The organism is Mucilaginibacter defluvii (assembly GCF_039543225.1).
Classification (GTDB): Bacteria; Bacteroidota; Bacteroidia; order Sphingobacteriales; family Sphingobacteriaceae; genus Mucilaginibacter; species Mucilaginibacter defluvii.
Map to the genome: position 1 here is coordinate 333,580 of NZ_BAABJI010000004.1, position 14,981 is coordinate 348,560.

At 42.4% G+C, this 14,981-nt stretch carries 13 protein-coding genes; 6 read left to right on the forward strand and 7 right to left on the reverse strand.

Features of this window, described 5'->3' with window-relative positions; genetic code table 11:
* Positions 1–7 precede the first annotated feature (7 nt).
* Together ABD960_RS18375 and ABD960_RS18380 are read left to right on the forward strand one after the other, a co-directional pair.
* A complete protein-coding gene (locus ABD960_RS18375) occupies positions 8–910 on the forward strand; it encodes a S66 peptidase family protein (protein ID WP_345333495.1) in 903 nt (300 codons plus the stop codon).
* A gap of 53 nt (positions 911–963) precedes the next feature.
* Positions 964–1,371: a DoxX family protein gene (locus ABD960_RS18380; protein ID WP_345333497.1), complete on the forward strand. Its 408-nt coding sequence runs from the start codon at positions 964–966 to the stop codon at positions 1,369–1,371.
* 66 nt (positions 1,372–1,437) lie between these two features.
* Here ABD960_RS18380 and ABD960_RS18385 read toward each other — a convergent pair whose 3' ends face one another.
* Genes ABD960_RS18385 through ABD960_RS18395 form a run of 3 tightly spaced genes read right to left on the reverse strand, consistent with a single transcriptional unit; the run spans position 1,438 to position 7,269 of the window.
* Positions 1,438–2,424, reverse strand: a complete 987-nt coding sequence (locus ABD960_RS18385) for a DUF1735 domain-containing protein (RefSeq protein WP_345333499.1) — start codon at positions 2,422–2,424, stop codon at positions 1,438–1,440.
* Between the two features lie 21 nt (positions 2,425–2,445).
* Complete coding sequence (locus ABD960_RS18390) at positions 2,446–4,143, reverse strand: SusD/RagB family nutrient-binding outer membrane lipoprotein (protein WP_345333502.1); 1,698 nt, start codon at positions 4,141–4,143, stop codon at positions 2,446–2,448.
* 18 nt (positions 4,144–4,161) lie between these two features.
* Positions 4,162–7,269 (reverse strand): SusC/RagA family TonB-linked outer membrane protein, encoded by a 3,108-nt coding sequence (locus ABD960_RS18395; RefSeq protein ID WP_345333504.1) that lies wholly within the window; start codon positions 7,267–7,269, stop codon positions 4,162–4,164.
* Between the two features lie 183 nt (positions 7,270–7,452).
* Here ABD960_RS18395 and ABD960_RS18400 point away from each other — a divergent pair, with 183 nt between their 5' ends.
* The 4 genes from ABD960_RS18400 to ABD960_RS18415 all read left to right on the forward strand — a co-directional run bounded on the left by ABD960_RS18400 (position 7,453) and on the right by ABD960_RS18415 (position 12,322).
* The gene (locus ABD960_RS18400) at positions 7,453–7,785 is read left to right on the forward strand and encodes a PadR family transcriptional regulator (RefSeq protein ID WP_345333506.1); all 333 of its coding nucleotides are present in this window, start codon (positions 7,453–7,455) and stop codon (positions 7,783–7,785) included.
* Between the two features lie 29 nt (positions 7,786–7,814).
* On the forward strand, positions 7,815–9,485 hold the full coding sequence (locus ABD960_RS18405; RefSeq protein WP_345333508.1) for a PspC domain-containing protein: 1,671 nt from the start codon (positions 7,815–7,817) through the stop codon (positions 9,483–9,485).
* Positions 9,482–9,688 (forward strand): hypothetical protein, encoded by a 207-nt coding sequence (locus ABD960_RS18410; protein ID WP_345333510.1) that lies wholly within the window; start codon positions 9,482–9,484, stop codon positions 9,686–9,688. The genes ABD960_RS18405 and ABD960_RS18410 overlap by 4 nt, the downstream gene beginning before the upstream one ends.
* A gap of 210 nt (positions 9,689–9,898) precedes the next feature.
* Entirely contained in the window at positions 9,899–12,322 is a 2,424-nt protein-coding gene (locus ABD960_RS18415; protein WP_345333512.1) for a TonB-dependent receptor domain-containing protein, read from the forward strand.
* A gap of 302 nt (positions 12,323–12,624) precedes the next feature.
* Here the strand turns inward: ABD960_RS18415 and ABD960_RS18420 are convergent, their stop codons facing one another.
* Genes ABD960_RS18420 through ABD960_RS18435 form a run of 4 tightly spaced genes read right to left on the reverse strand, consistent with a single transcriptional unit; the run spans position 12,625 to position 14,921 of the window.
* Positions 12,625–13,392 (reverse strand): exodeoxyribonuclease III, encoded by a 768-nt coding sequence (locus tag ABD960_RS18420; protein ID WP_345333514.1) that lies wholly within the window; start codon positions 13,390–13,392, stop codon positions 12,625–12,627.
* Between the two features lie 5 nt (positions 13,393–13,397).
* On the reverse strand, positions 13,398–13,871 hold the full coding sequence (locus ABD960_RS18425; protein WP_345333516.1) for a GNAT family N-acetyltransferase: 474 nt from the start codon (positions 13,869–13,871) through the stop codon (positions 13,398–13,400).
* 1 nt (position 13,872) lies between these two features.
* A complete protein-coding gene (locus ABD960_RS18430; RefSeq protein WP_345333518.1) occupies positions 13,873–14,565 on the reverse strand; it encodes a peptidylprolyl isomerase in 693 nt (230 codons plus the stop codon).
* Positions 14,565–14,921, reverse strand: a complete 357-nt coding sequence (locus ABD960_RS18435; RefSeq protein WP_345333520.1) for a hypothetical protein — start codon at positions 14,919–14,921, stop codon at positions 14,565–14,567. Before ABD960_RS18435 ends, ABD960_RS18430 begins: the two co-directional genes overlap by 1 nt.
* Positions 14,922–14,981: the final 60 nt, after the last annotated feature.

A 14,981-nucleotide genomic window follows, 5' to 3' on the forward strand; every position in this document is an offset into this window, starting at 1 on the left:
ATTCAATATGAGCATAACTCCCCCATATCTTAAAAAAGGTGACAAGATAGCGATCACCTGCCCGGCAAAAAAATTGCCAAAACCCATGACGGATGCCATCAACCTGATGCAATCATGGGGACTTGACGTGATTTTAGGGGAAACGGTTGAGGCATCGTACCACCAATTCTCGGGCGATGACGCCCTACGGGCCAAAGACATGCAGCGCTTTGTTGATGATGACAGCATTAAGGCCATTATAGCAGCCCGCGGTGGCTACGGCACTATCCGGATTATAGATCATGTAAATTTCGACAGGCTGGCAACCCATCCCAAATGGGTTTTAGGCTTTAGCGATATTACTTTGCTGCATAGCCACCTGTACAGCAAATACCAGTTACAAAGCATACACGGGCAAATGCCGGTTAACATACCCGATGCATCGGCACAATCCATCCAAACGCTTTATAAGGCTTTATTTGGCGAATCTTTGAGCTATGAATACACATCGGCAGGACATCACAACATCAGTGGCGAAGCCACCGGAACTTTAGTTGGCGGTAACCTTACCTTGCTGGTTTGTAAGCTTGGTTCCGTATCTGATTTTGATTACACAGGTAAGATTCTTTTTATTGAAGATGTTGGCGAATATCTATATTCAATAGATAGACTGATCCGCACGCTTGACCGCGCAGGCAAGCTCAAGGAGTTAGCAGGATTGATAGTAGGTGGCTTTACTGACATTAAGGATAACGATATCCCTTTCGGACAAACGGTTGAAGAAATTGTGCGAGATGTAGTTAAAGCCTATGGCTATCCCGTTTGTTTTGACTTCCTGGTAGGACATATTCCCAATAACAATAGTCTCATACATGGCGCCATGCTGCACTTAGTTGTTGATAATCAGCACGTGAAAGCAAACTATAAGTAAGCCCAACTGTTTAGCTGCTATAACATTCCGTTCACTTTAAAGTAAGATAGTTTATGGCAGTTTTAAGCAACCTGGGCCGGTATAAGGATGCCGGTTTACTTGTATTACGCATTGGCCTCGGTGCCATGATGATTTTTCACGGTTATCCTAAATTAATAGGCGGACCGGAGAATTGGGCACAGTTAGGTACATCAGCAAAGTTTGTAGGCCTTAACTTTGCCCCTACCTTTTGGGGATTGATGGCAGCTTTAGCCGAGGCGGCCGGTGGTGTGCTGATTATACTCGGTTTATGGTTCAGGCCAGCGGCTATTTTTTTAACCCTGAACATGATCGTAGCTTCAGCCATGCACCTCGGTAAGGGCGATGACCTGATGACGGCATCGCATGCTATTGAACTGGCTTTTGTTTTTGCCGGATTGATATTTATTGGCCCCGGTAAATACAGTATTGATAAGCGATAAAATTCTATTAAAAAAGAAGCCGCTTAGTAATAAGCGGCTTCTTTTTTTAATAGAGTAAAGTCAGAATTAACGGCTTCCTTCAAAGGTCCATTTCTCATGGAAGAATGTTCTGTCAGAACCATTCTGAACCATTATATAACTTACTTCAAGTGTTTTAGAAGTACCATCTGCTGATACCGTAAACTTGTTGACACCCGATGGATCAAGCCTCGCAGCACGATTACTTGAATTACCACCCTGTCCGTAAAAGTTAGTAACACTTGTTACGTTACCGTTGTCATCCATCGTAAATATCGGAGCGAAGTTACCGTAGTATGAATTAGCGGTGCCGCTTTTAATAGGGTGACCTTGTAAACCGCCAAGATACGTGTTACAGAACATTACTACTGAATTCGGTGAAGTAGTAACCAAATCTGAATCCAATGGGTAGTATCCGGTTAAAGTAGCGTTGGTAACGTCAACCATAGGCGCTGTTGCTGTAACAGTGAAATTTCCGTCATACTTGTTTTTTACACTAACCTTAGTTAAAATAGTACCGTAATTACCGCTAATGGTAGTACCATCCGCATCAGTAATGCTGATAGGCAGTACATATTGCGCATCGAAATCTGTTATCAATGTGGTATTTAACTTAACATTGATTTTAACCATACGCTGCCCTTTAGGAATTGTAACCTCAGCAGGTATTGAATAAAACGCGCTTGGCAATAATGAGTAATCCAGAGTGATGCCGTCTTCAGCTTGTTCTGCAACGTACTCATCAATAGCTTCCGGCTTAATTCCGAGCTTGATTTTAATATCCTTTGGAGCTGCTGAACCACCCGTGTAATTAATCACGTAGGGCATTTCAATATTAGGGTCCAATTCATATGCTCTTTCATAAAGGGCATATTTTGTACCTACTGATGAACTTGGCAATTCAAGGGTCGATGAAGAAAACTCAACAACTGCCGGAGAATTTGTAGGAGTTAAATTAGGCCTGTCGTCCTTCAAACAAGACGTTAAGCTTGTAACGGCAGCAGTGAATAATAATATGCTTAAATACTTTTTCATTTTTTTTAATTTAAATAGATATTAATTTAAATCGTAAAACACACGAGACGTAAACGGATTAATACCTGAAGGAACATTCTGAGCGTTAAGTGCATATTCAGATGCCGGGTACAATACGCGAACAGGCAACTTATCCTGACGAGTAGACACTGATTGAACCGAAGCGAAGTTATTATACTCATTACCACCCGGGTTTGTAGTAGGATAACCTGTTCTTCTGTAATCAGACCAGCCTTCATTACTATGAATGTAATTAACGGCTATCCATTTTTGCGTAACGATAGCTTCCAGTTTTTGGGCTTGAGTACTTGGCAAGCTTATATCAACCAAATAAGGCTTAGAAGCACCAGTATTTTGCGCAAGATAATATTCGTAAGAGTCCAATCCGGCTCCATTACCTTCAGCAGCATCAGGCTCAGCAGCATAATCAGGTTGAAGCGCTTCGTTTTGATCTGTTAATAAATAACGCTGTGAAGCACGGATACCACGGGCAAACAGCTCTTCTACTGCTAACCCTGAGGAAATGATTCCGAATAATTTTGCTTCAGCTTGTATAAAATAACTTTCGGCAGCTAGCATTAAAGGCTGAGCCATTTGCGCTCCCTTAATTGTACCGTAACCTGCTGATGCAGCACCGTTACTGTTACCTGTAAAGAACTGGCCACCAGTTGCTGAACTTGGTACGTCTGCATCAACTACGCCTAACTGATTAGCAGTTGTATAGCTTCTGTAAGTCACAAGCGGATCGTATAAACCTAAGCCTCTAACGTCATCTTCCAATTTATGACCGTCATAAAAAGCAACCGCGAAAAAGGTAGGAATGGTAGTTAACTGAGCTGATCCACCAGTGTACGTGTAAGCATACGCATTGAATGACGGGTTCTGCTTACCATCCTGGCCAGATGCATAACCCGGTTGCGCTTTAACATCGTAAGTAACAAATGAAGCGCTTGCAAGCTTTGCTTTTTCTGTATTAAAAGTAGAAGAAAGGCTTCCGACTTCGCGAATGCGTACTAACATTTTAAGTTTAAGTGTGTTAGCAAATGCTGTCCATTTAGCAGTCGGATAACCGTTTGCTTCCCAAGCACCGCCATCACTCTGACCGGAAGTTATAATATCAATCCGTTGGCTGTTAGCGCTTGTTGCAGTTGATACTGTTGACTGATTATTTGCCAACGCAAGCGCTGCAATAGCATCGTTTAACTCGCCAAATAAAGCAACGTAAATATCCTCTGCTTTGTCATACTTAGGTGTTAGGTTCTCTACACCTTTAAGAGCATCGGTATATGGCACATCGTTGTAAACATCAATAAGGCGCAGGTAGCAAAAAGCCTTCATTATTTTTGCGATAGCAAAATAGTTTTTGTAAGGCCCCGTACCATCGGTTTTATTGATGATAGTTTGATAGCTGTTAAGATTGCTATAGGTAGATGACCACAAACCATTGTTGTCGCTGGTTGCGTAGTTGTATGTTAATACAGATCCAAAACCACCGTAACCACCGGCATTAGCCTGGTAACCACCAGCCCATGCGCCGTAGCTGTTAAAAGTTACGTTGTTGGCTGCGGTTTGCGCAAGCGCAGCTGGCAGGATCAAATCCGGACTAACGTCAACAGGGTTGTTCGGATTATCGTTTACATCCAGATACTTGTTACAAGAGGTGGTTGCTAGTAAGGCCCCCCCTAAAAGTATCATATTTAAAAATTTTATCCTTTTCATTGTCTTTTTCTCTTTTAATTATAATGTTACTGATAGGGTTGCACCAAAGTAACGGGTTGGAGGGGTTTGGCTTAATGATTGGATACCAATAGCGTTACCATCTGTGAAGTTAAACTCCGGGTCGGTATAAAGGTTTGATTTTGGAACCCACAGGAACAGGTTACGTCCTTGTGCACTAATGGTTACACCTTTTACGTATTTTTGGTTTCCTAAGATCGATTTTGGTAAATCATAAGATAATGATACCTCACGTAGTTTCCATGATGCACCGCTGTAAATATAGTTAGTAGCGATGTTCATGTTATAATTGTTATCAGCAAAGAAACCCGCACCACCGTCAGATACGGTAATGTTTGTGTTTGGAACGTAAGAATTAGTAGCTTCATCAAAATAAGATGAGTTAGGGAATACGAAACGTTCACGGTTGTAGTATGCAGTTCTGATACCTGAACCCGAGAAATCGTAAGTACCGGCACCACTGTTGTATACTACGAAACCACCACGGTATTCAGCCAATGCAAATAACCTGAAGCTTTTGTATTTAACTTCCATATTTACACCAACGCGGTGTTTAGGGCTTGTATTACCTAATATAGTTTGTGCAGCATTAGCAATTGGAAAACCAGTAGCTCTGTTGATTACAACGCGGCCCTGATCATCACGAACATAGTCAGTACCTTGAAGTACAGGATAAGGTAAACCGGTGATAGCGTACACCTGAGCAGAAGCGCCGGTGCTTAACGCAACCTGATTTAAGTCAGAGCTGATTTCAACAACTTTGTTGATTTGGTAGGTGTAGTTACCGCCTAAAGTTAACTGCCAATCAGTGTTTTTGTAAGCAACAAGGCTTAAGGTACTTTCCAAACCTTTGTTTAATACGTTACCAGTGTTAGTCAGGTAAGAGGTAAAGCCGGTTGCGTTTGATACGCCGGTTGGAACGGTTTGGTTAGTAGTATTGGTTTTGTAGTAAGTAACGCTTGCGCTTACACGCTCGTTAAAGAACAAACCGTCAAAACCGGCTTCCCAACCTTTAGTGATCTCCGGACGTAATGACGCAGATACTAAACGATTACTCAGGATATAACCCGGTCCAGTGCTGAACGGATAACCTGCCGCCTGGCTGTAAGTTGGCACGTTAGCGTAAGCGCCGATGTTAGCCTGGCCTACTTTTGATAATGAAGCACGGATTTTTAAGCTGTTAACCATGTCATTATCTTTAAGTGATTCAAACGCCATTGTTGGAACAAATGAAGCACTTAATGATGGATAGAAGAAAGAACGGTTGTCTTTAGCTAATACCGAAGTCCAGTCGTTACGGCCGGTACCTTCTAAAGTTAAATAATCTTTATAAGTTACACGTAAATCTCCATAAACACCTATTTGCCTTCTTATTGCTGAGCTTTGGTCACCACCAGTGTTAGCTGTGTAACGAGCACCAACATTAAAAAGATCTTCTTGTATTAAACCGCTCGCGTTGATGGTTTGAGCATTATCATTATTACCACGCAGCTGAGTACCTGCTGTAAATGATACCTTGAAATCACCATAGGTTTTTTCAAACGTACCTTGCAATTCTGATAACAATTGAGTAGTGTAAGAGCTACCATCCTCAACACTACCTGCAATGTTGTTTGATCCGTTAAACTTGCCGCTTGCTAAAGTGTAAGGAGTAAAAACGAATTTGTTAACACTGCTTTTGTATGATGTATTGTATGTTGAAATACCTACGCGGCCTACAAATGTTAATACATCGATAGGGCGCCATTTCAATTCAGCCTTACCAATCAAATAATCCTGACGGGTGTTGATACGGCTATTAGCGGCCCTGTAATAAGGGTTATCATAATAATCGTTGTAAAAACCGTTAGGGTTAGCAAATTTGTTATTACGCCAATCTTTGTAATCAGTAATACGGATGTTATCCGGCTGGTTCAATAAGTTGTCGTAAATTGTACCGGTAGCGCTGGTTACATCTAAACGGTTTTGAACGTAGTTTGCAGAATAATCTAAGCTTACGGTGCTGCCCACTTCGCGGGTTCCGTTTAAGCGTAATGATACACGATTATATTTATCACCCGGGGTTGTACCTTTTTGAGTAAAGTACTGGCCTGAAAAATACGTTGTTGATTTCTCATCACCGGTCTGCAACGTAAAGTCTGACTGGTTTGCTACACCTGTTTCCCAAAAATCATTTTTTGAGTTGGTTGCAGCATAAGGAAGTATTTGTTGAGAACCATCTTCAAGCACACGGCCCACCGGTTTTAATGAACCGTCGAAAGCTGGTCCGTATTGCTGGTTTTCATACGGAGTATATTGTTGTATACCTGAAGCCGAACCTGAACCAAACAGATTTTGAACTTTAGGGAAGTAGCTAACCTGCTCTAAACTGGTTGTGTTTGAAAAACGGATTGATGTTGAACCTTTTTTACCTTTTTTAGTGGTGATCAGGATCGCACCGTTTGACGCGTCTGAACCATAAAGAGCCGCACCTGAAGCACCATTTAATACCTGGATATCATCAATATCCTCAGGGTTTAAGCTGTTTAACACCGAGTTTGGAACGATGATGTTATCCAACACGATCAGGGCCTGGTTGTTACCAAGTAATGAGCGGTTACCACGAAGTACGATACGTACGTTAGGGTTAACACCGCTGCTTACAACGTTGACCTGCAAACCGGCAACTTTACCAGAAAGGGCGGCGGCAACGCTCGGGGTTTTACCTTGGGTAATAGCCTGGCTCTTTAACTGAGTTGTAGCATAACCCTGTGTACTTTTTTGTACCTGAAGACCGGCAGCTGCAACAACCACCTCGTTAAGCTGGTTTGAGCTTGATGACAGGGATACAGAAACATCGCTGCGTGTTCCGATTGATGCATCCTGGCTTTCAAAGCCGATAAAAGAAAAGCGTAGCGATTTGGCATTTGCGGGCACAGAGATGGAAAATTTACCTGCCGCATTTGTTTGCGTACCAATTGTAGTTCCCGATACAGTTACACTTACTCCAGGCAACGGCAAACCGTCGTCTTTTGAAGTAACCGTACCAGTAACTGTCCGATTTTGTGCGAATGTCTGCGTTACGCATAACAACAGAAAGCACAAACTTACGAGTAGAAGTTTTTTCATTTCGTTAATAAATAAGATCAGTTAATAGTTAATTGAACATAAAAGTAATGTTACATTATTAAAAAGTCAAATATTCTGTTAAAAAAAGTTAAAAAACTTTCCTCTAACAGAATAAAAAATAAATTTTTAAAAATACAGTACTATGTATTGCATAATACATTTTAAAACATATATCTTTGTATTATGATTGTTGAAAATACCCAAATCCAAATGAGGAAAGGCATACTGGAGTACTGCATACTTTCCATAATTGCCAAGGGTGAAACATATGCCTCAGACATAATTGCCGAATTAAAAAAAGCGCAACTGCTTGTTGTTGAGGGCACTTTGTATCCCTTGCTTACCCGGTTAAAAAATAATGGCCTACTCAGCTACAACTGGGTTGAATCGACTTCAGGGCCGCCGCGCAAATACTACGTCCTGTCAGACGATGGCCGGAAGGTGCTCGAGCAACTCGACAAAACCTGGCAGGAACTTGAATTTGCTGTAAAAACTGCCATTGGCGACAGAAAGTAACCTATCCATCACCCCAAAATGTTATCATCATGAACAAAACCATTATTATAAATATAAACGGCACCGTTTTTCATATCGAAGAGGATGCCTATGAGACACTTAAGAATTACATGACTGATGTTAAACGTCATTTCATGAACTCAGCAGACAGCCTGGAGATTACCACTGACATTGAAAACCGGATAGCGGAGATGCTAAGTGAGATATTGGCCCGCGACAGTAAGCAAGCCATTATAGATGCAGATGTGCAGCTGGTAATTCAACAAATGGGCCGCGTTGAGGATTTTGCCGGAGCGGACGAAGATGGCAACCATACTGAACCGCCTGTGAGCGAAGACAAACAAACTCACCGTAAATTATTCCGCGATCCGGAAGAGCGTGTTATCGGCGGCGTGTGCTCAGGCATAGCCAGCTATTTTGATTTTAAACCGGTATGGATCAGGCTGGCATTTGTTATTGCGGTTTTGATGTTTGGCACGGGAATTATTCTATATATCATACTTTGGCTGGTGGTACCCAAAGCCGCCACACGCGCAGACCGCATGGCTATGAAGGGCGAAAAATTAAACCTGCAGGGCTTTAAACGTAATTTCGAAGAAGAATTAACAGGCTTAAAAGGCAGCATGAATAGCTTTGGCAAAGAAGCCCGCCCTTTTGTTTACCGTGCGCGTGATTTCGCAGGCGACTTTTTTACACATTTCGGCACTTTTTTAAGAGGCTTTGGAAAAGTATTGCTTAAAGTATGCGGCATTGCCCTCGTTGCTTCAGCCTTTGCCGGCATCATAAGCCTTGCGGTAGTAATAGTTGCCTTTATAGCTTATGGAAATAAAGCGTTATATGAATGGTTTCCTTTCAACATTGTGAACTACCAGGTAAACGTTATCTTTTTGATATGCGGTTTCTTATTGGTAGCTATACCATTACTTACTATTATATTATTGGCAATAACACTGCTCTTTAAAAATTTTAGTTTCACAAAAGCTACCGGCCTAACTTTGTTGGCTATTTGGTTCACTTCAATATTTGTGGTTATTTATTATTCGGCAAAATCATTCGCTGATTTTAAAGAAGTGGGCAGATTCAGGAAAACAGTTAACATTAAACCGGCAAAAGGCACTTATTATCTCAAGCTGAATGACATTAAATATCTTACCAGTGAAGATAGCACACGGCTGAACATAAAAGAGCAGTTTAAGGGCGTAACGATTGTAGAAAATTACTATGACCGTAATAATCCGGAATCCTTTATCAATAACGTAACCATCTCTATCGAAAAGAGCGATGTAGCTATTCCTGTACTCATTGAAGAATTCGGATCATATGGAAAAAATTATGAGGAGGCTTTAATTAACGCCAGGGCAACCAACTATCAATTCATTCAGCAAGATTCCGTACTGAAATTTTCACCAAAGCTTGACCGCCGGGCCGGTTCGCCTTGGCGCAGGCAATCATTACACCTCACGTTAAAAGTTCCTGTGAATACAAACGTAATCATTGATGAAGAGTTGGATCGTTATGTTAATAACATTGACGCTTGGAGTTGCAGATCAATGAACGGGCAAGACAATACCCCAACTACTAAGTTTGTTATGACGGCAGAAGGTTTGCAATGTAAAGCCGATACTATTGCCAAAGCCATTGCCGCCGGAAACGACACCATTATTGTTGCTAAGGACACTATCATAGCCACAAAAAAATGAAAGCCCTGATTAAATATATAAGCCTGCTGGTATTCAGCGGGCTTATTATTCCACTTTACTATTACTACCTGCCCGAGAAGAATAACCGCGCTGGTGTACATGCCATTAGCGCCGTAACCGATAACGCATCTCTCGAAATAACCCACACCTACCTGCAAAAAATTGCCGCCGAAATATTCCCGGTGATAAAAAAGTTTGAATAAAACTGTAACCAAGGCACATGTTTCAGCATCTTATATATAAAACACAGATGCTGGTTTGTTAACAACATCTGACAACGCGGTTCAACCGGAACCGTAAAGCCAAACTTTTTAACTAAACACTTAAAAAACATGAAAATGCTTTTACAGGATAAGTATTGCCCTAACTTTTATACTCACATTATATATATAAGAGCCTATATAATTAAATTAATGGCAGCATGCGCCCTTATTGCGTATATAAATACGACTGCAAATGCCCAAACATCAGCCAAAATATCAGGCTCGGTATTAAATGAGGCAGGCAAACCGATGGAATTTGCCACTTTAAGCCTTTTGCGCGCCAAAGATTCGAGCATTGTTAAAGGAACCATGGCCGACGCGAACGGAAAATATATTTTTGACCGCATTGCAGCGGGCGATTATATTGTAGCTGCCACCACAATGGGTTATCAAAAGAGCCACAGCGCTAAATTCGTTGTTGGTACGCAAGCAGTAACCGTTCCGTCGCTAAGCATGCAACCCGCCAGCCAAAGCTTAAAAACAGTAAGTATTACCGCAGCAAAACCATTGGTTGAACGCAAGGCCGACCGCCTGGTGATGAACGTGGAGAACAGTATTGTAGCAACGGGAAACAGTGCGCTTGAGGTGTTAGAACGCGCCCCGGGTGTAACCGTTGATAAGGACGACAACATCAGCCTGCAAGGTAAAGCCGGTGTAACCGTTATGATCAATGATAAGCTTACTTACTTATCGTCAACCCAACTGGCCAACCTGCTGCGCTCAACTGATGGCAGCACTATTCAGTCAATCGAGCTGATTACCAATCCATCATCAAAATATGATGCAGCGGGCAATTCGGGCATCATCAACATCAAGCTAAAAAAGAATAAGCAATCAGGTTTTAACGGATCGTTGACAGCTGGCGCGGGTTACGGCTTGAACTTTAGGAACAATAGCAGCCTTAACCTGAATGTAAAGGAAGGCGACTGGAACTTTTTCGGCTCATTTAGTCGTGGCGATATAAAGCGTGAGAATAACATGAACTTACGCCGTACGGTTACTAACAATACCGGCACTACCTTTTTTAACCAGTACACCGATTTTGTTAACCAGGTACATTTTAACAACTACCGCTTCGGCGCTGATTACAACACCTCGAAAAGAAACGTTGTAGGGTTCATAGTTAGTGGCGACCACTCAAACGGTTTTGATACTAACGGCAACGTAACCAACATCGGCCCATCGTTTGACCGGGTGGACAGCATCCAGAATACGCCTTCAACCATTGATCAATCCTTTCGTAACATCGCTTTAAACCTGAACGATAAATTTGATATTGATACGCTTGGCCAAAGTATTAGCGTTGATGTGGATTACTCAAAATTCCGCAATAACTCAAAAGGGTATTATAACACTGATTTCTTTTTAGCTGATGGCACCACACGCTACCGTGACCCGTTGCTGATCGCCAACATTACACCTTCAAAAATAACCATCAACACCCAAAAGGTTGATTACGTTAAACCCATCAACAAAACGCTTAAGCTTGAACTTGGTGCAAAATTCAGTTTTGTAAAAACTGATAATGACCTACAGGCTAAAATAGACTCAACCGGCAGCGGACTGGTGGATGATGCCGGGCGCACCAATCATTTTATATATGATGAAAATATTAAAGCCGGCTATTTTAACCTGAGCAAGGAGTTTAAAACAACATCGGTACAGTTAGGTTTACGTGCCGAGCACACCAAATCAAAAGGCGACCTGGTGACAACCAATAATGTGGTTGAGCGCAGTTACCTTAACTTTTTCCCGACCTTATTTGTAAATCAAAAACTGGGTAAAAAACACGAGTTAGGTTTAAATTACAGTCGCCGTATTGACCGCCCGAGCTATGAAGATCTGAACCCATTTATTTACTACCTCGATCAATTCACCTACTCGCAAGGTAACCCGTTTTTAAAACCACAATATACCAACTCATTTGAGCTGAACTATACTTATAACAAAACCATCAACCTAAGCTTTAATTACAGCCATACCAGCGATGTGTTTACAGAGATCATTTTGACCGATACCGCTAAAAAGGCCACTTATCAAACTAATCTCAACCTGAACGCGCAAGATTCGTACTCGCTGAACCTGAACACCCCGTTCACTTTTTGGAAATGGTGGACAGGTAACTTAACCTTTACCGGTTTTTATAACAGCTTTAAAGCGACTGACCTACTTGGCGGAAATTTAAACAGAGGCCGTGCATCTTTCTTTTTTAAAACAACGCACAACTTTTTGCTACCTAAAGAGATCAAGGCCGAGATCGTAACCTTTTATCAATCGAACGTTACTTATGGTATATACAATATCAAGCCGCAATATTCAATCGATCTGGGCTTTAGCCGCTCTTTCCTGAGTAAAAAACTGAATGTAAAATTAGCGGTGAGCGATGTATTCTGGATGCGCCGTAATAACATCACAGCGAACTACCAAACGGTTGACCTGGACATTCGCCAGAAACGCGAAACCCGTATTGCCCGCATTAACCTGACCTATAACTTCGGCAACACCAAAATTAAAGCCCGCAACCGCCAAACCGGTGCTGATGATGAAAGCAACAGGGTGAAATCAAGGAATTAACAAACACCCTTTCTGCTATAAAACACAGGAATATGGCTCGTTGAAGCGTTAGTGGTTGTTACTTTCTTTTGTCTGCACAAAAGAAAGTAACCAAAGAAAAGCTTCCGGCTGCGTCCTGCCCGGTGAAGGGGTATGCTTTAGCTGGGCTTGTACTACCCCGGGCATTCCTGATGCCAGTAGGATCGGTTATTTAAGGCCTGTACTTTGTATAATTTAATATTAATTAATTGTCATTTCTCGCTATCGCATCGAAATGACAATTTGTTTAATAGAGTCCCCCCTGGAGGGAAGATTAGGAGGGGTTAAAACTCCAGATCCAACAGCACCGGGCAATGATCAGAATGCCTTGCTTCTGAAAGTATTGCCGCGCGGCGGATGTGGGGTTCCAACTCGGATGTGGCCATGTTGTAATCAATACGCCAACCCAGGTTTTTGGCGCGGGCATTGGCGCGGAAGCTCCACCAGGTATAGTTGTGTGGTTCCTGGTTCAGGTGCCTGAAGGTATCAATAAAGCCTGAGTTGATAAAACTCTCCATCCAATCGCGCTCCGCAGGTAAAAAACCGGATGAATTAGCGTTTGATTTGGGGTTATGTATATCTATCGGCCTGTGGCAAATATTATAATCGCCACAAACCACCAGCTTGGGGTATGCTTGTTTCAACTGTTGCAGGTAAGCGCCAAATTCATCTAGAAAACGAAACTTGAAATCCTGCCGCTCATCACCGCTTGAGCCCGACGGAAAGTACACACTCATTACGGATACCTCATCAAAATCAACGCGGATGTTGCGGCCTTCGCGGTCAAAATCGGCAATGCCGCAGCCGTATTCCACATGGTTGGGTATTTGTTTGGTAAAGATTGCGGTGCCGCTGTAGCCTTTTTTTTCGGCGGGGTACCAATAATGCTGATAGCCCATTTCTTCAACCAAGAGTAAATCGGTCAATACATCGGGCGTAGCCTTTATCTCCTGCAAGCAAACCACGTCGGCATCGGTAGCCTGCAACCATTCCAACCAGTTTTTGCTGATGGCCGAGCGGATGCCGTTAACATTATAAGTAATTATCTTCATTTATATCAATTCAACTCTTTTTGCATTACATAATTGGTAAGATGAATACCTTGAACGTTAACTGTTTGCTGCTTCACTATATCAAACCCTTTCTTTAGAAAAAAAGGTTTAGCTGTTATGCTGGCATGTGTAATTAACGTTTTTACTGATAGGTTATCAACGGCATAATCTTCAACCTCTGTTAATAACACCGCCGCAATGCCCTTACCCTGATAGTGCTGATGCACAAACATCAGATCAAGATAACCATCCAAAGCAAGAGAAGTAAAACCAACTATTTCTCTATTGTGTTCGGCAACAATAAAGTATTGTGAATTTACTCTATTGCGCCATAACTCCTCATTATCCCGATTGGCTGACCATACTTCGATTTGATTGGCATTGTAGTCTTTAATATTGACAGCGTGGATTGTGTTGTAAAACAATTCGCGTATTGCATGTAAATCGTTCAGGCTGGCCTGTCGGATGTTAATATCCATACTAAATAGAAAGTATCTTATCCAATTGGTTACACTCCTTTTTACTAAGCAATTCCACAGTAATGGGCACATCCGCAAGCGGGCGGTCGTTCCCGTCGGTTTTTTGCGCGGCAATGCGGTCTACCATGTCCAGGCCGGTTATTACCTCTCCAAAAACGGTATAACTTTGGTCGAGGTGAGGGGTGCCGCCAACTGCTTTATAGTATTCGCGCCAGCTTAAAGGTATCTTGCGGCCCTTCAGGCGGGTTTGCTCCAGCTTATCCAGTTGCTCGTCGGTAAAGCGCTTGCCTTCTACAATGTAAAACTGGTAGCTGCTTGATGCCTTGTCGGGGTTATCTTCCCGAGCCGCGGCCAACACACCCTTTTTGTGAAATATACTGTCGCGAATCTCCGCAGGTACGGTATAAGTTTCCTTGCCATTCCCTAATGTATCACCCGGCTTGGCGTTTTTAGATGTCGGGTCGCCGCCCTGTATCATAAAATCCTTGATGACCCTGTGAAACAACGAACCATTTAGCGTACCTGCTTTGGCCAGTTTTATAAAATTATCACGATGTAGTGGCGTCTCGTTATACAGGCGAATGATGCATGTACCGTACATGGTTTTGATACGCACATACTGATTTTTGGGCCCTTTAGCATAAGTAGCTATCGCGGTAAGCAGCAGTAAAACGGCAAGTGAAATTTTCTTCATTATGAACCTTCGTAGGGATATATATCGGCAAAATACGTTACAATAAGCGTTTTCATTACCATCTCCTGCTCCAGCAGGGTATAGTTCGGGATTGGTTTCACCAGTTTCCAGTGCGGCCAGCCGTCCTGATCGAGGCCTTCCAGTTCATAAAAACCCATCTGACTAAAAAGGCGGCAGTTGGCAATGTGCATCAGCTCCTCTTTTTGGCGCTTGCTGAACTTTCGCGGCCCCTGGCCTAACTCCTGTACGCCTATCAAAAACAACATCACCTTCATATCGGGCGTATCGGTATCAAAATCCCTGGCGATGTGCTGCTGCAACTCGTCCCATCTCTTATTTACTTCGGCAGGTTTCATACCGGCAAATATACATTTCACAATTTTGTTACCCTATGCTGATGGATTGTTTATTTGTAT